The sequence below is a fragment of the Streptosporangium sp. NPDC020072 genome (genome assembly GCF_040631445.1).
Lineage (GTDB): Bacteria > Actinomycetota > Actinomycetes > Streptosporangiales > Streptosporangiaceae > Streptosporangium.
Genome location: NZ_JBEYAB010000009.1, coordinates 1 through 17422 on the forward strand (window position 1 = coordinate 1; position 17422 = coordinate 17422).

Annotated in this window: 18 protein-coding genes and 1 CRISPR repeat array; of the genes, 13 read left to right on the forward strand and 5 right to left on the reverse strand. The window is 69.3% G+C overall.

All coding sequences use genetic code 11. The features are described 5' to 3' along the window. From ABZ470_RS22095 to ABZ470_RS22125, 7 genes are all read left to right on the forward strand, one after another. Positions 1-395, forward strand: a 395-nt coding sequence (locus tag ABZ470_RS22095) for a phosphopantetheine-binding protein (protein ID WP_362913406.1), incomplete at its 5' end; no start/stop codon positions are given. Further along, entirely contained in the window at positions 385-1800 is a 1416-nt protein-coding gene (locus tag ABZ470_RS22100; RefSeq protein ID WP_362913408.1) for a condensation domain-containing protein, read from the forward strand. The genes ABZ470_RS22095 and ABZ470_RS22100, both read left to right, overlap by 11 nt. Beyond that, positions 1800-2555 (forward strand): alpha/beta fold hydrolase, encoded by a 756-nt coding sequence (locus ABZ470_RS22105; RefSeq protein WP_352014535.1) that lies wholly within the window; start codon positions 1800-1802, stop codon positions 2553-2555. The genes ABZ470_RS22100 and ABZ470_RS22105 overlap by 1 nt, the downstream gene beginning before the upstream one ends. Next, positions 2552-4318 (forward strand): non-ribosomal peptide synthetase, encoded by a 1767-nt coding sequence (locus ABZ470_RS22110; protein WP_362913410.1) that lies wholly within the window; start codon positions 2552-2554, stop codon positions 4316-4318. Before ABZ470_RS22105 ends, ABZ470_RS22110 begins: the two co-directional genes overlap by 4 nt. Next, on the forward strand, positions 4299-5459 hold the full coding sequence (locus ABZ470_RS22115) for a cytochrome P450 (RefSeq protein WP_352014533.1): 1161 nt from the start codon (positions 4299-4301) through the stop codon (positions 5457-5459). The genes ABZ470_RS22110 and ABZ470_RS22115 overlap by 20 nt, the downstream gene beginning before the upstream one ends. A 4-nt stretch (positions 5460-5463) precedes the next feature. Then, positions 5464-6579, forward strand: a complete 1116-nt coding sequence (locus tag ABZ470_RS22120; RefSeq protein ID WP_362913413.1) for a 50S ribosomal protein L11 methyltransferase — start codon at positions 5464-5466, stop codon at positions 6577-6579. A gap of 130 nt (positions 6580-6709) precedes the next feature. After that, entirely contained in the window at positions 6710-7510 is an 801-nt protein-coding gene (locus ABZ470_RS22125; protein WP_362913415.1) for a serine protease, read from the forward strand. A 60-nt stretch (positions 7511-7570) separates the two neighbouring features. Here the strand turns inward: ABZ470_RS22125 and ABZ470_RS22130 are convergent, their stop codons facing one another. Continuing rightward, positions 7571-8758 (reverse strand): MFS transporter, encoded by a 1188-nt coding sequence (locus ABZ470_RS22130; protein ID WP_362913417.1) that lies wholly within the window; start codon positions 8756-8758, stop codon positions 7571-7573. Then, a complete protein-coding gene (locus ABZ470_RS22135) occupies positions 8755-9339 on the reverse strand; it encodes a helix-turn-helix domain-containing protein (RefSeq protein ID WP_352014529.1) in 585 nt (194 codons plus the stop codon). The genes ABZ470_RS22130 and ABZ470_RS22135 overlap by 4 nt, the downstream gene beginning before the upstream one ends. Before the next feature lie 248 nt (positions 9340-9587). Here ABZ470_RS22135 and ABZ470_RS22140 point away from each other — a divergent pair, with 248 nt between their 5' ends. Next, positions 9588-10184 (forward strand): hypothetical protein, encoded by a 597-nt coding sequence (locus ABZ470_RS22140; protein WP_362913420.1) that lies wholly within the window; start codon positions 9588-9590, stop codon positions 10182-10184. Between the two features lie 92 nt (positions 10185-10276). Here the strand turns inward: ABZ470_RS22140 and ABZ470_RS22145 are convergent, their stop codons facing one another. The 3 genes from ABZ470_RS22145 to ABZ470_RS22155 all read right to left on the reverse strand — a co-directional run bounded on the left by ABZ470_RS22145 (position 10277) and on the right by ABZ470_RS22155 (position 15265). Beyond that, positions 10277-12601, reverse strand: coding sequence for an excinuclease ABC subunit UvrA (locus tag ABZ470_RS22145; protein ID WP_352014527.1), 2325 nt, complete (start codon positions 12599-12601; stop codon positions 10277-10279). 381 nt (positions 12602-12982) lie between these two features. Then, a CRISPR array of direct repeats spans positions 12983-13143; the repeat unit is 22 nt; unit sequence ACCCTTCAGGGTGATGAGCGAC. A 197-nt stretch (positions 13144-13340) separates the two neighbouring features. Next, the gene (locus tag ABZ470_RS22150; RefSeq protein ID WP_362913422.1) at positions 13341-13940 is read right to left on the reverse strand and encodes a YdcF family protein; all 600 of its coding nucleotides are present in this window, start codon (positions 13938-13940) and stop codon (positions 13341-13343) included. Further along, on the reverse strand, positions 13937-15265 hold the full coding sequence (locus ABZ470_RS22155; protein WP_352014525.1) for a helix-turn-helix transcriptional regulator: 1329 nt from the start codon (positions 15263-15265) through the stop codon (positions 13937-13939). The genes ABZ470_RS22150 and ABZ470_RS22155 overlap by 4 nt, the downstream gene beginning before the upstream one ends. A gap of 290 nt (positions 15266-15555) precedes the next feature. On the opposite strand from ABZ470_RS22155, the gene ABZ470_RS22160 reads away from it, so the two are divergent. From ABZ470_RS22160 to ABZ470_RS22180, 5 genes are all read left to right on the forward strand, one after another. Next, complete coding sequence (locus tag ABZ470_RS22160) at positions 15556-15912, forward strand: hypothetical protein (protein ID WP_362913424.1); 357 nt, start codon at positions 15556-15558, stop codon at positions 15910-15912. Continuing rightward, the gene (locus ABZ470_RS22165; protein WP_362913426.1) at positions 15909-16229 is read left to right on the forward strand and encodes a hypothetical protein; all 321 of its coding nucleotides are present in this window, start codon (positions 15909-15911) and stop codon (positions 16227-16229) included. The genes ABZ470_RS22160 and ABZ470_RS22165 overlap by 4 nt, the downstream gene beginning before the upstream one ends. A 59-nt stretch (positions 16230-16288) precedes the next feature. Further along, positions 16289-16606: a hypothetical protein gene (locus ABZ470_RS22170; RefSeq protein ID WP_362913428.1), complete on the forward strand. Its 318-nt coding sequence runs from the start codon at positions 16289-16291 to the stop codon at positions 16604-16606. A 340-nt stretch (positions 16607-16946) separates the two neighbouring features. Next, positions 16947-17180, forward strand: a complete 234-nt coding sequence (locus ABZ470_RS22175) for a hypothetical protein (protein ID WP_352014521.1) — start codon at positions 16947-16949, stop codon at positions 17178-17180. A 17-nt stretch (positions 17181-17197) separates the two neighbouring features. Continuing rightward, the gene (locus ABZ470_RS22180) at positions 17198-17419 is read left to right on the forward strand and encodes a BldC family transcriptional regulator (protein WP_352014520.1); all 222 of its coding nucleotides are present in this window, start codon (positions 17198-17200) and stop codon (positions 17417-17419) included. Positions 17420-17422 lie beyond the last annotated feature (3 nt).

Genomic DNA, 17422 nt, shown 5'->3' on the forward strand with positions numbered 1-17422 from the left:
CCTACCTGCCCCTGACCCACCTGCCCACCACCCACAACGGCAAGACCGACCGCAACGCCCTGCCCCCACCCCACACCCTCACCCCCCTACCGACCAGCGACGTCGTCGAGCAGCGAACCAGTCCCCTGCACGACACCCTCGTCGGCATCTGGAAAGAGGTCCTGGGGGTTCCCGCCGTGGTCTCGGCGGACAACTTCTTCACGCTGGGTGGGCATTCGCTGGCGGCCGTACGGTTGCTGTTCCTGGTGCGTGACCGGTTGAAGGTCGAGCTGACGCTCCGCGACCTGTACGACACCGAGGACTTCGCGGCCTTCGTCACCTGGGTCGGTGAGCGGCTCCCCGCGGGTACGGAACTCACGGCTCCCGACACGGCGGCGTCCCCCGATGAGCACTGAGCACAGGAGCGCGGCGGAGACCGGACGTCTTCCCCTGTCTCCCGCGCAGCACCGGCTCTGGTTCCTGCAGCAGTTCGACCCGGAATCGACGCAGTACAACGTGTGCCTGGGTTACGAGCTGCGCGGCGCCCTCGACGTCGAGGCCCTGCGGCGCGCGCTGACCGAGGTGGTCGCCAGGCACGACGCCCTGCGTACGAGTTTCCCCGCCGAGCGGGGCCGTCCCGGGGCGCGGATCGAACCCCCCGGTGAGGTGCCGCTGCCGTACGTCGATCTGGCCTCCCAGGGTGGGGACGCCGCCGAGTTCGCCGCCGCGCAGGTGGCGCGGCCCTTCAACCTGGCCGCCGCCGCCCCGGTGCGGGCGAACCTGCTGAGGCTGGGCGAACAGCGGCACATCCTGCTGCTGGAGATGCACCACATCGTGATCGACGCGTGGTCGGTGCAGATCGTCACGGCCGAGATCGGGGAGCTGTACGCGGCGTACGTGAAGGGCGAGGAAGTTGAGCTGCCCGTCCCGCAGGCCGGTTACGCCGACTACGCGGCCTGGCAGAGCGGCCTGCTGGGCGGTGAGTACCTGGAGCGGGAGTTCGCCCACTGGCGGGAACGGCTGCTCGGGGCGCCCGCCGTGCTCCCTCTGCCGACGGACCGGCCGCGTTCGGTCTCGCAGACGTTCGCGGGCGGTGAGCTGCCGGACGTGGTGCCGCCGCCGCTGGCCGTACGGCTGCGCGGGCTGACCGGTGAACTGCGCAGCACGATGTTCGTCACCACCGTCACGGCCTTCATGATGCTGCTGGCCCGGTGGACCGGGGTGCACGACGTCGTCCTGGCCGTCCCCGTCGCGGGGCGGTCGCGGCCGGAGTTCCACGCGACCGTCGGGTTCTTCGTCAACACCGTCCCGTTGCGTGGCGACCTGTCGGGGGATCCGTCCTTTCGGCAGGCGGTGGCCCAGGTCGGATCGGCCACGCTCGACGCGCTCGAACACGACTCGCTCCCCTTCGACATGCTGGTCGACCACCTCGGCGTCCCGCGTGACCCCACGTGCAACCCACTGGTCCAGGTGGGGTTCCAGCTGCTGCGTACGCCGCACCGCGCACAGCCGGCCCGCTGGCACGACATCGAGGTCGAGGAGTGGGACGGGGTGCGTCAGCAGGTCACCAGACTCGACCTGGAGCTGCACGTGCTCGACACCGCGGCGGAGACCGTCGAGACGCTGCTGTGCTACCGCACCGATCTGTTCGACGGGAGTTCGGCCGAGAACCTCCTCGCCGGCTACCAGTCCTTGCTCGCCCAGGTCGTGGCCGATCCCGACCTGCCGCTTTCGAAGCTCGACGTCTCCCCGCGCCGCGTCACGCACGAGGGCACCCGGAGTGGAGCAGGCGCGGACACCACGGAGAACGGGGGAATGTGATGACGGCGCCGATGCTGGTGACCGACTGGTTCTGGGTGCCGGTGCCCAGGCCGAACGCGGAGACCCGGCTGTTCTGCTTCCCGCACGCCGGCGGGGACGCGCCCGCCTTCGCCGATCTCGCCAGGGAACTGCCCCCCGAGATCGAGGTGTGGGCCGTACGGATGCCCGGCAGGGGCGGGCGGTTCACCGCGCCGCACGCCGCGGACGTGAACGAGCTGGTCGCCTGGGTGAGCGCGGCGATGCGGCCGTTCGCCACCGGGAGGTACGCCCTGCTGGGCCAGAGCATGGGCGCGCTCGTCGCCTACAACGTGGCCAGGGAGCTGTCGCCGGAGAACCCGCCCGTCGCGTGCGTGCTGGCCGCGCTGCTGCCGCCCCACCTGTGGAACGGCCCACCCGGGCCGACGGGGACGCAGGACGTGGTGACCTTCCTGACCTCCATCGACGACACGGTGACCGAGGTGCTCAACCACCCTGACCTGCGGGATCTCGTCCTTTCTGTCGTGAGCGCCGACCTCAACCTGTGCCAGGACTACCTGCACCGGTGGGAGCCGCTGCTCGACTGCCCGGTGCTCGGGCTGGTCGGCACCGACGACCCGACCGTGAGCGGCGAGGAGATGACGGGCTGGGCGCGCAGCACGACCGGGCCGTACAGCATGCGGGTCCTCGAAGGAGGCCACCTGGTGGTCCAGGCGGCCGGAGCCGTGCTGGCGCGGACGGTCGCCGACTTCCTGAGCACCTCGGCGGGTGTGGCATGAACCGCGCCGACGCCCCCGCCGTCATCACCGAGTCGGGCACGCTGACCTACCGAGGACTTGAGCGGCGGGCCGCGCAGTACAGCGCGGCGCTGGTCCGCGCCGGGCTGCGGCCCGGTGACGTGCTGGTTATCACCGTTCCCGACGGCCCCGACGCGGTCGCGGCGCTGCTGGCCGCCCGCCGGGCGCGCACCCCGTTCGCCTGGCTGACGGCCGACCAGCCGCTTGAGCGGCAGATGGCGATCGTGGCCGACTCCTCCCCGGTCGCCGTGCTCGCCCCCGCGGGCGCCGACCCCTTCCCCACGGCGCTCGTGCAGGTGGAGGGGGACGAGGCCGCGGTCGTACGGCGGGCGACGGGTGAGGCGAGGCGGACGTCCGTACCGCAGGACACCGAGTACGTCGTCTACACCTCGGGCTCCACCGGCACCCCCAAGGGCATCGTGCAGCGCACCGGCAACCTCGACCAGCTCACCCGCTGGCTCTCGACCGAACTCGACACGCGTCAGGGCGCGCGGATGCTCCAGTGGGCCAGGCTCGCCTACGACGCCGCCTACGTCGAGATCATGACGGCGGTGCACGGCGGGGCCGCGCTGGTCATCCCGCCGGGGGAGGTCAAGGGCGACCCGGCCAGGATCCACCGGTGGATCGTCGAACACGAGGTGACGCACCTGCAGACCGTGCCGAGCCTGTGCCGTCACCTGCTGGACGCCGCGGCGGGATCGGCGCCGGTCGGCAGCGTGCGGACGCTGAGCCTGTTCGGCGAGTCGCTGCACGCCGAGCTCGTGCTCGCCGCCCGCGACGCCTTCCCCAAGGCGGCCGTGCACAACTTCTACGGGCCGACCGAGTGCATCCTCGCCACCTCGCAGCAGGTGCCGCAGGACGCCGTCGATCCGATCCCGCTGGGCAGGCCCATCCCCGGACGGGAGATCCTGCTGACCGACGAGGACGGACGGCCGGTGCCGGACGGGGAGATCGGGGAGATCCGCGTCCGCAGCGGGTTCCTCGCCCACGGCTACCTCAACCGGCCCGAGGAGACACGCCAGGTCTTCCTGCCCGAACAGACCTACCGCACCGGTGACCTGGCCCGCCGTACGGCCGACGGAGGGCTGGTCTTCTCGGGAAGGATCGACGACCAGGTCAAGATCAGGGGTGCGCGGGTCGAGCTGGGGGAGATCGAGGCGGCGCTCTACCGCGACCCGGCGGTCGCCCAGGCCGCCGTCAGGACCTACGGCGACAGCCCGGAGACGCTGCGCCCGGCCGCGTACGTCCAGCCGCGCCCCGACGCGGTGATCGACGTCGCCGCGCTGCACCGGCGGCTGACCAGGTCGCTGCCCACGTACATGATCCCGGCGGCGTACGTCGTGCTCGACGAGATGCCGCTGACCTCGACAGGCAAGATCGACCGGCTGCGGCTGCCCACCCCGGACGCCCCCGACGCCCGTGACCGGGGTGTCGAACCGGTCGCGTTCAGCACCGAGACGGAACGCGTGCTCGGGGAGATCTGGTGCCAGGTCATCGGCTGCGAGCAGGTGGGACCGGACGACGACTTCTTCACCGTCGGCGGTTACTCGCTGCTCGCGCCGCAGGTCACGGCGGAGGTGCTGGAGCGGTTCGAGGTCGGGTTGCCGGTACGGGCCGTGTTCGACCACCCGACCCTGCGGGAACTGGCCGCCCGCGTCGACCACGAACTCGCCGGAAACCCGGCCGAGTCAGCAGAGCCGGACCAGACAGCGGAAAGGAATCCCAATGCTGCTGGACACCTATGACCTCACCGACGCCGGATTCTGGGCCAGGGACGACGCGTACACGATCCTCGACGAGATCCGGGGTGAAGGCGCGGTCCAGCGGCACGAGTCGGGCCAGGAGGGCCCCCTGTGGGCGGTGCTCACCCACCGGGAGTCGCTCGCGGTCCTCGGCGACGCCAAGACCTACAGCTCACAGGGCGGTTCGCTGCTGGGCACCGGGTACGGTCCCCCCGCCGGGGCCGGGCGGATGATGGCGCTGAGCGACCCGCCGAAGCACCGCGCCTACCGTGACCCGGTCATGCCGTTCTTCTCCGCCAGGCGCGCCAACGGCCTTGAGGAGCGCATCCGCGACCTGACCGAGGGCGTCATCGAACGGCTGCTGGTCAGGGAGAAGATCGACTTCGTCAAGGACATCGGGGCGGTCGTCCCGCTCACCGTGATGTGCGACCTCATGGGCATCCCGGACGAGGACCGCGACGAGATCGTGGCGATGTGCGACCAGGCGTTCCTCGGCCGCAACCCGGCGGAACGGCGTGCCGCGCACCAGCGGCTGCTGCCGTACCTGCTGCAGCTCGCGATGGAGCGCAAGGCCGCCCCGGGGGACGACGTCATCAGCGCGCTCGCCGCCGACCTCGAACTCGACGAGGTCGTGCTGAACTGCGACAACATCATCGTGGGCGGCATCCAGACCGTACGGCACACGGCCGCGATGGCGATGCTCTCCCTGGTGCGCAACACCGACGCCTGGCGGGAACTGGACGGCAAGGCCGACCCGAAGCTCGCCACCGAGGAGCTGCTGCGGTGGACCTCCGTCGGGCTGCACGTGCTGCGCACGGCCAAGACGGACACCGAGCTGGCCGGGCAGCGGATCAAGGCGGGTGACCGGGTCGTGGTGTGGACGCCGGGGGCCAACCGGGACACCGCCGTCTTCGACGAACCGCACCGCCTCGACCTCAACCGGCACCCCAACCGGCACATCGCCTTCGGCTGGGGCGAGCACTACTGCATCGGCGGGCCGCTGGCCAGGACCGAGCTGCGGGTGCTGTTCACGGAGCTGTCCAGGCTGGTGGCGGAGGTCGAACCGCTCGGCGAACCCGAGTACAACTCCTCCATCATCAACTTCGGGCTGGACTCCTTCCCGGTCCGCCTGCACCGCAGGTGACGTCGTGTGGCAACCGGGCGCCCAGGTGGCGCGGGCACGTGGCGTCCAGGCCCTTCGCTCCCTCGGCGGGGCGCTGCGCGAGGTGGGGTTCACCGAGGAGGCGACGGTCGCCGCCCTGTCCGCCGAGGACCCGACGGACCTGCTGAGCAACACGGCCTTCTACGCCGTCTGCTCCGCAGAGCGGGTCCCCGAGCTGCTGACGAGCCCGGCGGGTGTCATGGCGCAGCTCTTCGTGCGCAACGGCGAGGTGCCCGGGGACGTCTACACGACGGTGGTGCCCACCGGGCTGCGCGGGCTGCTCGCGGGGCTCGAACTGGTCGTGGAGCGGGACGGGACGGTGACGTCGGAGGTCTCCGTCTCGCCCTGCCGTTCCATGTATCTGCTGTCCGACCAGCTGTTCAGGGGTGACGCCTCGGTCACCATGGCCGCCCGGTCCACGCTGGTCATGCCGCCGCACGCGTCGAGTTTCGAACTGCTGGACAACCTCGGTCCCGTCGACGGCAGGCTCCTGGACGTCGGGTGCGGCTGCGGGATCCTGGCCCTGGCGTTGCGGGAGGGCTGTTCCTCGGTCGTCGGTGTCGACCTCAATCCGAGGGCGGTCGCGTACTCCCAGGTGAACGCCCTGGTCAACGGGCTCGACGTGGGCCCGGAGGAGAAGACCGACTTCCTGGCCGCGGACCTGCGCTCCGGGCTGGCGGTCGGTGACCTGGCCGACCACCTGGTGTTCAACAGCCCGACCGGTCCCAACCACCACGCCGAGGCCGAGGTCGGCTGGATGAGCGCCGAGCACGCCCTCGGGTTCGTGGCCGCCGCGATGCCCGGCGTGCTCCGCCCGGGGGGTACGGCTCGCGTGCTGCTGATCGTCGAGGTGCCCGAGGACAGCCCCTCGGTGCCGGAGCTGGTGCGGGGCTGGCTGCCGGAGGAACAGGACGTCCAGGTGGCCGAGCTGCGCCGTTCCCCGCTGGCGATCTCCGCCGCCGCCGTCACCAGGGGCAGGCTCGACCCCGGCTGTCTCATGGCGGACGGCGCCGCAGGGGCCGCCCGGCTGGTCGAGCACCTGCGTGAGCGTCGTGTCCGTGAGGTGGTCCCGGCCCTGGTGACGCTCACCCTGCCCGGCTGAGGGGGCTGTCCCTACCGTACGGCCACGTGCTGCCAGGATTTTCCCGACAAAAGCGGATAAATAGCCTTATTCAGTATTAATTCCCACTGAAGGGCTGGCCCTTTTGTTTGGCATGCAATCATCCCGCCGGGTGGCGTCGCGTCTCGCCATCGTCGTCGTCGCCGGTACGGCCTGCCTCGCCGCCACGGCCGGCAGCGCCGGAGCGATCATCAACGGCAAGGACTCCACCGAGTCCTACCCGTTCATGGCGTCCGTCCCGATCTCCGCCCCCGCCCAGGGCCTCAAGGACGGCCAGTGCGGAGCGGCGCTGATCCACCCGCGGTGGGTGGTGACCGCGGCCCACTGCCTCAACACGGAGATCGGCTCGATCCCGGCGGGAACCGTCCGGGTCGGCAGCGAGAACCGCACCTCGGGAGGCACCGTCCGCGCCATCTCGAAGAAGGTGGTCCACCCCGGGTTCCGGCAGAACCTCAAGGGCGGCCCCAACCGCGACGACATCGCCCTGATCCGCCTGGACCGCCCGGTCACCCAGGAACCCGTCAGGATCGCCGAACAGCCCGGCCGCCCCGGCACCCCGACCAGGATCATCGGCTTCGGCACCACCGTGTTCAGCAAGAACCCGGCCGAGTGGAAGATGGCCGAACGGCTCCAGGAACTCGACACCCGCAGGGGCGCCGTCTCCGAGTGCGGCCCCGGCTACGCCTCGGGCAGGCGCCTGTGCACGATCAGCCGGGTGCGCGACGCCATGGCCTGCAACGGCGACTCCGGCTCACCGCAGATCCGGCGGGGCCGTACCGGCCGCTGGGAGCTCATCGGCGTCACCTCGGGGCCCGGCGCCGCCAGCCCGTCCTGCGCGGAGGGCCCCGGCCTCTACGCCAACGTCCCCGCCTACGCGGACTGGATCAGCAGGACCATCAAGAAGTACGGCTGACGCCCGGAGCCGTGGGGAAGGCCGTCCTCGGCCGGTCGTGGGAGTCCGGCCCACGCCCGGTCAGGCGGCGACGAGCTTGGGGGCCCTGCGCAGGAGCACGGCCCCCGAAAGGGTCAGGACCGCGCAGCAGACGCCCAGCAGGACGCGGTAGTCGACCGACGCGATGAGCGCGGCGCCGAGCGCGATGGAGAGCGTCTGCGGCCCGACCGTGGCCAGGTCGGCCGCCGCGGCCACCCTGCCCAGGACCTGCTGCGGCGTCGAACGCTGCCACGCCGTGGTGTAGCCGACCACCAGCCAGGGCACCCCGCAGCCGATCAACGCGAACCCCGCGACGACCACCGGCAGGCTCGTCGTGGTCAGCAGCGCCGTACCGACGGCGACCGTCAGCAGGCCCGCGCCGACCGCCCTGGCCTCGCCGTACCTGCGGATCAGCGCGGCGACGACCAGGCCGCCGCAGATCCCGCCCGCGCCCTGGACCGACATCAGCACGCCGAAGAACGAGGCGGGGCGCCCCAGGCCGTACTCGATGACCGCGAAGTCGACCGTGTCCAGCAACCCGACCACCGCGAAGCTGGCGGCGACGGCGACCGTGGTGAAGGCCACCAGGGGAGTGCTCGCGATCTGCCGGAACCCCGCCATGATCTCCCGCCGGAACGGCTCGCGCTCCTGGGGCGGGGTCGGGGCGGACTCCTCGACGCGCAGGGTGAGCAGGATGACGACCGCGACGGCGAAGGTGATCGAGTCGAGTACGGCGAGCATGGGGCCGCCGACCGCGGTGTAGACGGCGGCTCCGGCCAGCGGGCTGAACAGCCGGATGCCCTCGCCGACCGTCCGGATGGCGGCGTTCGCGCCCGCGAGGTCCTCACCGGAGAGGATCTCCTTGACCAGCCCCACCTGGGCAGGGCGCAACAGGATGAAGGAGAGGCCGTACCCGAGGGCGACCGCGTAGATGATCCACAGATCGGCCACCGTGTGCACCCGCAGCAGGGCGAGCACGCCGAGGCCGGCGACGATGTTGACCCCGATGAGCAGAGGCTTGCGGCGTAATCGGTCGACGATGTGGCCCGCGAACGGGGTGAGGACCACCGGCAGGGCCAGACAGAGGAAGACCACTCCCGCCGCCGCGTTCTGGCCCGTCAGATCCTTGGCCCAGATGCCCAGCGACAGGTAGAGCGCGCTGTCGCCGAAGGTGCTGAGCGACTGACCGGCCAGGAGCCTGCGGAAGCGTGAGTCGCCCAGCGCGCTCATGCCTGGGTCGCCGCGTCGTCGGCCGGCTCCGGGTAGTGTTCGGCGCTGCTGGCCATGAACAGTCTCACCGGGCGCGCCCCCTCGGGCCGCAGCTCGGCCTTCTCGACCCGGTCGAGGTATCCCATGACCATCGACCTGAGGAACTCCCTGAACTCCGACAACTCCGTCGGGGTCATCCAGAGCGTGGCGCCCAGGACCAGGCTCGCGTTCTTCCACTCCTCGGGCTCTGATTCCATGCGCCCACGCCAGGCACGCAGGCGCGCGAACTCTTTTTCGAGGAACACCTCCGCGAGGGCGTTCCCCGTCGGGGTGGTCTCCGCCGTGGACGCGATCGACTGGACGGGCTTGGCCAGCCGCCACGGCTTCTCCCTGGTATGGGAGGGAGCCCGTTCGATGAAGCCGTACTCGGCGAGGGTGCGCAGATGGAACGAGCAGCTCGCGACGCTCTCTCCGATCACCTCCGCGCACCGTGTCGCGGTGGCCGTGCCCAGCACTCCGAGAGCTTCGAGCAACGCGAGCCTGATGGGATGTGCCAGAGCACGCAGTGCGCGTGGATCGGTGATGGCGGGGTGCTCGTCCATGGCGCCATTATGATGAGACAAGAAACCTTTCGCAAGAATTCTTTAGAATGCGTGAACGGTTGACGCGCCGTCACCTGGCCGTCATGAGAGTGACTGTCGTGTGACAGTCAGTCGACCTGTCGTGACCTGCGGTCCGGTGCGGGACTCATGCCCGATCGGTCTGATGACGGATCGGGCGAACCATCCCAGGGGTCTCATACGTCTCACCTTCCATGAAGATCCTGACAACCTGTACCCTCGCTGTTGTCATGGCGACTGTCATGACCCCCGCCCTCGCGTTCGCGTCCTCATCCGCCTCCGCGGGGGCGATTCCGCCGGGGTTCCTGCTGTACGAGAAGGCCGCGGAGCAGAAGAGCGTGAACGGTATGTGGTCGGTCAGCCAGGCCAAGGACGCCAAGCTCGCGGTGAACCCCTGCTACGTCGGCTCTCCCGCCGCCGCGGGCAGGATCGCGGCCCGTACGGTCACCTACGTCGCGGTCTCCGACCAGCGCTCCGAGCAGGTCATCCTCTACCAGTCGGCGAAGGCCGCCTCCCAGGCCCTGGCCGACGTGCGCAAGGCCCTGGTCCGCTGCCCCGCCATCCAGACGTCACAGACGGCCTACCGGTACTCCGGCAGCCCCCTGGCCCTCGGCGACGAGGGGCTGGCCGTGACCGGACAGCTCTACCAGGGCAACAAGGCCAAGGTCGGCGGCGAACGGGTGGTCCTCACCCGCCGCGGCAACGCGCTGGTCGTCTACGCCCGATCCGGGGAGTGGGGAGCCCCCGACAAGACAGACTTCGCACACCAGACGAAGGACGCCCAGACAATGCTCGCCAAGATCTGCCAGGTGGCCAGGTGCTCATGACCCCGACCCCCTGAGGCCGAGGCGACCTCAAGGGGCACGATCGCGCCGGGCGTCGCGGTGACGACGCCCGGCGCTTCACGTCAGACCTTCGCTCAGGACTCCGTGTGGGCCCCGACGTACGCCGCCAGGTGCTCCCCGGTGAGGGTGGAGCGGGCGGCGACCAGCTCGGCGGGCGTGCCCTGGAAGACGATCCGGCCGCCGTCGTGACCGGCACCGGGACCGAGGTCGATGATCCAGTCGGCGTGCGCCATCACGGCCTGGTGGTGCTCGATGACGATGACCGACTTGCCGGACTCGACGAGCCGGTCGAGCAGACCGAGCAACTGCTCCACGTCGGCGAGGTGCAGACCGGTCGTCGGCTCGTCGAGGACGTAGACGCCGCCCTTCTCCGCCATGTGGGTGGCCAGCTTGAGGCGCTGCCGTTCGCCGCCGGACAGCGTGGTGAGCGGCTGACCCAGGCTGATGTAGCCGAGCCCGACGTCGACGAGCCGCTTGAGGATGGCGTGCGCGGCGGGAGTGCGCGCCTCACCCGAGCCGAAGAACTTCTCGGCCTCGCTCACCGACATCGCGAGCACCTGGCTGATGTCCCGCCCGCCGAAGTGGTGGTCGAGCACCGACGCCTGGAAGCGCTTGCCCTCGCACTCCTCACAGACGGTCGCCACCCCGGCCACCATCGCCAGGTCGGTGTAGATGACACCGGCGCCGTTGCAGTTGGGGCAGGCGCCCTCGGAGTTGGCGCTGAACAGCGCGGGCTTGACGCCGTTGGCCTTGGCGAACGCCTTGCGGATCGGGTCGAGCAGCCCGGTGTAGGTGGCCGGGTTGCTCCGCCGCGACCCCCGGATCGCGCCCTGGTCGATCGAGACCACGCCCGCGCCCGCCGGGATCGACCCGTGCACCAGCGAACTCTTGCCCGACCCGGCGACACCGGTGACCACGACGAGCACCCCGAGCGGGATGTCCACGTCCACCTCGCGCAGGTTGTGCGAGGTGGCGCCCCGGATCTCCAGGGCACCCTTCGGCGTGCGCACCTTCTCCTTGAGGGCGGCGCGGTCGTCGAGGTGGCGGCCGGTGAGGGTGCCGCTGGCCCGCAGTTCCTCCACGGTGCCCTCGAAGCAGACGGTGCCGCCCGCCGTACCGGCGCCGGGGCCGAGGTCCACGACGTGGTCGGCGATCGCGATCGCCTCCGGCTTGTGCTCGACGACGAGCACGGTGTTGCCCTTGTCGCGCAGCCGCAGCAGCAGGCCGTTCATCCGCTGGATGTCGTGGGGGTGCAGACCGGTCGTCGGCTCGTCGAAGACGTAGGTGACGTCGGTCAGCGAGGAGCCGAGGTGACGGATCATCTTGGTGCGCTGCGCCTCACCGCCCGACAGCGTGCCCGAGGGCCGGTCGAGGGAGAGGTAGCCGAGCCCGATCTCCACGAACGAGTCGAGGGTCTGCTGCAACGTGGCCAGCAGCGGCGCGACCGAGGGCTCGTCGATGCCGCGTACCCACTTGGCCAGGTCGCTGATCTGCATCGCGCAGGCGTCGGCGATGTTGACGCCGTTGATCCGCGAGGAACGGGCGGCCTCGTTGAGCCGGGTGCCCCCGCACTCGGGGCAGGCGGTGAAGGTGACCGCCCGGTCGACGAACGCCCGGATGTGCGGCTGCAACGCCTCCTTGTCCTTGGCCAGGAACGACTTCTGGACCCTGAGGACCAGACCCTCGTAGGTGAGGTTCATGCTCTCGACCTTCACCTTGGTCTGCTCGCGGTACAGGAAGTCGTGCAGCTCGGTCTCGCTGTAGTCGCGGATGGGCTTGTCCGGGTCCATGAAGCCGGAGGAGGTGAAGACCCGCACCAGCCAGCCGTCCGGGGTGTAGCCGGGGATGGTGATCGCGCCCTCGTTGAGCGACTTGCTCGCGTCGAAGAGCTGGGTCAGGTCGATGTCGGTCACCTTGCCCATGCCCTCACAGCGAGGACAGGCACCGGCGGGCAGGTTGAAGCTGTAGTGGAACGACGGCCCGGCGCTCGGCTCACCCAGCCTGCTGAAGACGATCCGCAGCATCGCGTTGGCGTCGGTCGCGGTGCCGACGGTGGAACGGGAGTTGGCGCCCATCCGCTCCTGGTCGACGATGATCGCCGTGGTCAGCCCTTCGAGGAGGTCGACCTCGGGCCGGGCCAGCGTGGGCATGAAGCCCTGAACGAAGGCGCTGTAGGTCTCGTTGATCAACCGCTGGGACTCCGCGGCGATCGTGCCGAACACCAGCGAGCTCTTGCCCGAGCCGGAGACGCCGGTGAACACCGTCAGCCGCCGCTTGGGGATCTCGACGCTGACGTCCTTGAGGTTGTTCTCCCGCGCACCCTGCACGCGGATCAGGTCATGACTGTCGGCGGTGTGTGATGCGGGCGACTGCGTGTCCGTTCTGATGGCCTTGCTCAACTTCTCTCCATCCGTCTGGGAACCGCTTTCGCGGTCTTCCGTCGGCGTCGCCTGGGTTGTCGGGGATCTCCACCACAGCCGGAACCATCCGGATGGACACGCCACAAGACGAAGCTCATGGCGGTTGTTGGGCGCGCCCGCGGGATTCACGCGATGCTCGCGGTCCACGCGGTTCTTGCGGGGGTGAGGTGACAACGCCACAGGGCGCCGTCCGAACGATCATGGCAAGGGGGGAGAGACCCGGAAACAGACCCTAGCCCGATCTGGAGGGCTTCGAGCACAATGCGAGCTTCTTTCCCCGGAGTTTTCGCACAAATTTTCCCACGGCCCAGGATCTGGTCCCTCGATGGGCGTGCTCGTGGCTACTGGCGGGCTGGGGGCGTTGCGGACCCTTCAGGGTGATGAGCGACAACACATCACCGACCTGCTGCTCCTGGCCAGCATGGTGTTGCGAACCCTTCAGGGTGATGAGCGACCTTGCCGTCCACCCTGCAGTCGGCCGGTGAGTCCCTGTTGCGAACCCTTCAGGGTGATGAGCGACCCGAGGGTAAAGTCCCAGGTCAGGCCGGGTGCTGTGGAAGCGGGACACGCTGGTTCTGCAGCAGTCCGGCGGTAATGCAGCGGTGCAGGTCAGAGCGTTGATCATCTTGAGGCCTGATCGGATCTACCAGGGCTTCCGTAGCGTACCTCCACGGAACGGGAAACAACGATCCTCCCCGTCCGGATCCGGTGGCGAAACTCAGTGCCAGGTTCCGTTGACGAGTTTCACGTCGGTGAAGCTGCCTTCTGCCACGCGGCGGGGTACCTCCTGCCATTCGCGAATCACCCGGCGTCTGCCGTCGGGGATGTGCGGCCAGTTGGTACGGGTGACGGGTTGCCCGGCGTAAACGGGGTCCCAGGTGATGACGTGAAAGGCGCCGATATCGGGGACGAAGGTTTTCAGGATGTGGATCGCGCGGCGGTGGTACCACTTGCAGATGGCCGTGACGGTCAGTTCGCGTTCCAGCGCCTCGCGGAGGAACGGCAGCGCGAATTCGATGTTCTGCCAGGTGTTGGCGGACCGGTCCTCGTAGCGGATGACGTCGTCGGGGACGCCGCGTTCGAGGAGGAAACGGTGGAACATGGCCGCCTCGACGATGCCGTTGTGGCGGTTGACGCCGCCCGTCACGATGATCATCGGGGCAAGCCCACGGTGGTACCGCTCGGCCGCGATCTCAGCCGGTCGGATCTGATTGGTGCCGAAGATGAGATGGGCGGTTGGTTCGTCGGATGGCGGGGTCGCGGTGTCGACGAACGCGGTGATGGCGGAGATTTGCTCGTGATCGATGTCGTCGGTCATACATGGTCCTCAGCCGGGCCGCCGGTCACTTCCAGATAGCGGGCATGATAATCCGCGGTCTGGCGTGCATCCTTGAAGTCGGTTCGCAGAGTCTTGTCGAGCTTTCCTGCCAACACCATCGTTGGCCATGCCGGGCGGCTGCTGGCCAGGGCGGTCTGGCCGGCGGCGACGGCCTCGTCCAGCCGCCCAAGGCCAGCGTGAGCGAGTCCCAGGATGAGCAGGGAACGCGCGTAGCCGGAGGGGTGTTCTCCGCGTTGCCGCACCTCTGACGGGTAGACGGTCTGGATCACCCTGTTGGTGGTCGTCACGGCTTCGCTGAAGCGGTCCACCAGTAGCAGTGACGTCGCGGTGTACGGAGGATCCTCCGTCAAGGCGATGGAGAACACCCCCATGGTCGGAGCATCAACGGGAAGTCTCGTTATCGCTTTGGCGCTGTGGCGTCTGGCATGTGTCATGCGATTGGCATCGCCAGCCATCGCCGCCGCACGCATTTCCTGCGAGGCGAGCTTCGCGTGAACGACCGTACCAATGGACGTGGTTCTTTGCCCTTGTGCGGCCAGTGCCGCCGACTGATGCGGCTGCCCTTGGTAAAACGCGATCATGGCTTTCGTGAGAATGGCCCACCCCGCCAGCTCCGGATGTCCCACTTCCTGACTGCGGCGTTCGGCGTCGGAACACCAAACCCGAGCCGTGGCATGCTCTCCCATGTCGCATGCCGCCACAGCGAGCAGATGGGACAACCAGCCAACGGCGAGGGCGAGGTCGGCACGACGTGGCGCGGGGCCGGTACGGTCGAGAACGTCACTCGCGTATGACCGGACCATGAACAACTCGTCGTAGACGTCGGCCGGTGGAAGGGCGTAGAGCGTCAACGCGTAGTGTTCGACGAGGTCACCGATGCCCTCTGCGACACCACCGGGACGATCGTTGGCGATCACACCAAGTGCCTGTATGACGCGGTTGTTTTGGCCTTGGTGCAGGATCGGCAAGCCGGACAGCGTGATCCCCTGCCTCAGGAAAGTTCGGCGCAGCAACTCACTCTCCTGTCCCAAGTCGTTACTCGGGCCAGCATACGAAGCGGCCGAGCGTTTTTTGGAGGGCGCTCTCTCCAGGATGTCCAGATCTACGCCAAGGACTTCCGCGAGGGCGGGAAGCCATGCGTCCGGCCTGACGCGGCCTTGTTCCCATCTACCGACCTCGTGCCGGGTGAGGGTGCAGGTGCCGGTGTGCGCGCACAGCCTTTCCGCCTCCTCCGCCTGCGTCATTCTGGCGGCGTTTCGGAGGTATTTCAACAGGTCCGGAAGCGGCAGATCGGGTATTTCCACCAGGGGATCCTTTTCGGTCAGCGTGTGGGCACGCTGTGGGCACGCGCGAGTGCCCCTCCATAGTGCCGTCAAATGGCAGATGCTGCTTGAGCCCGGCAACAAGTGAACGCGAACGGCAGAAGTCTCAGAGCGTTCAGGCGCCAAATGACCCATTTGGCGTAGTAAAAGCCGGGTGGGCACTTCCTCAAAAAGAGTCCCAAAACGACCTTCCCAAGACCGCCCCGGCGGCCCTCAGGGAGGTCGCCGCGTCGAAAACGCCCCCTGGGGCCACCTCACCCAAGGAGTCCGCTGTGTTCCCCATCGGTACGCCCATGGCCGACGCTCTGCGTCGGAAGGTCAGTGAGGGTTTCTACGACCCCAAGGCGCCGCAGTTGCGTCGGCTTCAGGGGTTGCTCACCCGGTCGCGGGTGGAGGTGGTGTTCCGGTGTGACGACGGGGCTCCGTTGCTGGAGGTGCCCTCGATGGAGTTTGTGATCTGGACCGACCTTCGGGAGCGGGACTTCTTCTGGAAGTACCGGAACGAGCGGGCTCATCAGGTCCCGGTCGCGCAGGTGGAGGAGGCGGCCCGTCGGATCGTCGAGCACCTGGCCCGTCTCCCGGCCCCCAGCACGAAGGGCACCGCCCCGGCTGAGGAGGTGTCCTCGTGATCGGGCGGCATCGTGATGGGCGGCCGTACAGCCTGGTGTATCGGCGGGTGTGGGACGGCCCGGCCCGTGCGGAGGCCGAGGTGCTGGAGCGGGCCTGGCCGGGGTGGACGGTGCTCTACAGCCTGGGCATGCGCCGGTTCTACGGGTTGTGTTCGTGGCCTGCTCCGCAGCCGGTGATCGTCAGCGACGCCACCTCCGAGGGGTTGGAGCGGCGGATGCGTGAGGCCGAGGCGCTTCTGACCCTGCGGATGCCGACCGCTGACGGGCGGCGATCGGCCGGGAGGCGACGGTTGCGGTCGGCGAGAAGGGCGGCATGATGTCTCTCTCCGGATCGCCGTGTCAAGCCTCCGGTGACGCACATCCCAGTTGCGACAGTTTGCAGCGGGCTCATCCGGACTGGCTGGTCTTCCACAGCTCGCATTCCGGCCTGTGGAGCGCCTACCGAGGTGTTCTGCCCGGCAGGCTGTACGCCGGGGAGGTGTTGTTGGTGCGGGCCGGGTCCGCCGAAGAGCTGGATCGCAAGCTGGCCGCTCAGGTGTTCCCGGTGGTGCCGCCGAGTATCCAGGCCGTCGCCGTCGCTCGGGCCTTGCAGGCCCGAGCCGCCCACGCCCTCCAGACCGCTCGCATCTCCCGGGCCGTTCACGTCGTCGGGCCGGGTCGGTCCACGGCGTTGCGCAGACTGCTGCGCTCCTAGAAGCCGGTACGGCGGGCGGTGGGACGTCATCCCACCCGCCGCCCCGCCGTACCTCGTGAACGTGCGGCTCAGGTGGGAGGGACCTGGGCCGCACCCCTCGCGAGACGGCTCCCACACACGCCGAGCGTGCTGGGGAAGGAGGGAGCCGTCTGGCGCACCGGCCCTGAGCGTGTGGGGCCGGTCCTCCTCCAGGGTGCCCGGTCCGTGCTCCCCGGCTCGGGGCCGGGCACCCGCTTCACGAAAGGCCCCGAACTCCGGGCTTCGTGGCCAGAACGAAGCCCTCGGAAACCCCCGGCCCGAGCGAAGCGTGTTCCCGCCCGCCCTCCGAACCAGGACGACCATGACCGAGTACGAACGCCGGTTCATCGGCCTGCTCGTCAGCACCCACCCCGCCTGGCAGTACGAACAACGGCACCTGCCCGGCCTCCCCAGGTGGTGGGCCATCCACTACGAGCCGCTCCGCCCCGACCAGCGCAGGGCCGGGGCCCGCGACGTGCTCGGCCGTACGACCCTCCACCGGCTGGCCCGCACGCTCGCCCGGCACGACGAGATCCTCCACCGCAGCCGCTACTGACCCCCTACGGAGCCTCCATGTCCCCACTCAAGGCCGTCGCCCCGGACGGCACCTTCACCACCGGTCCAGACACCACCGAACGGCTTCTCACGCCCGGCGAGGTCGCCCGGATCTTCGGCGTGGACCCCAAGACCGTCAACCGGTGGGCGTTGACCGGGCGCATCCCCTCGGTAAGAACCCCCAGCAAGCAACGCCGCTACCGCGAGAGCGACATCAATGCCCTGCTGAACCCCACCTGATCA

Coding starts and splice junctions, on each gene's coding strand:
- ABZ470_RS22100 (WP_362913408.1), top strand. CDS start 385: ATGAGCACTGAGCACAGGAGCGCGGCGGAGACCGGACGTCTTCCCCTG.
- ABZ470_RS22105 (WP_352014535.1), top strand. CDS start 1,800: ATGACGGCGCCGATGCTGGTGACCGACTGGTTCTGGGTGCCGGTGCCC.
- ABZ470_RS22110 (WP_362913410.1), top strand. CDS start 2,552: ATGAACCGCGCCGACGCCCCCGCCGTCATCACCGAGTCGGGCACGCTG.
- ABZ470_RS22115 (WP_352014533.1), top strand. CDS start 4,299: ATGCTGCTGGACACCTATGACCTCACCGACGCCGGATTCTGGGCCAGG.
- ABZ470_RS22130 (WP_362913417.1), bottom strand. CDS start 8,758: ATGAGCGCGCTGGGCGACTCACGCTTCCGCAGGCTCCTGGCCGGTCAG.
- ABZ470_RS22135 (WP_352014529.1), bottom strand. CDS start 9,339: ATGGACGAGCACCCCGCCATCACCGATCCACGCGCACTGCGTGCTCTG.
- ABZ470_RS22140 (WP_362913420.1), top strand. CDS start 9,588: ATGGCGACTGTCATGACCCCCGCCCTCGCGTTCGCGTCCTCATCCGCC.
- ABZ470_RS22150 (WP_362913422.1), bottom strand. CDS start 13,940: ATGACCGACGACATCGATCACGAGCAAATCTCCGCCATCACCGCGTTC.
- ABZ470_RS22175 (WP_352014521.1), top strand. CDS start 16,947: ATGACCGAGTACGAACGCCGGTTCATCGGCCTGCTCGTCAGCACCCAC.
- ABZ470_RS22180 (WP_352014520.1), top strand. CDS start 17,198: ATGTCCCCACTCAAGGCCGTCGCCCCGGACGGCACCTTCACCACCGGT.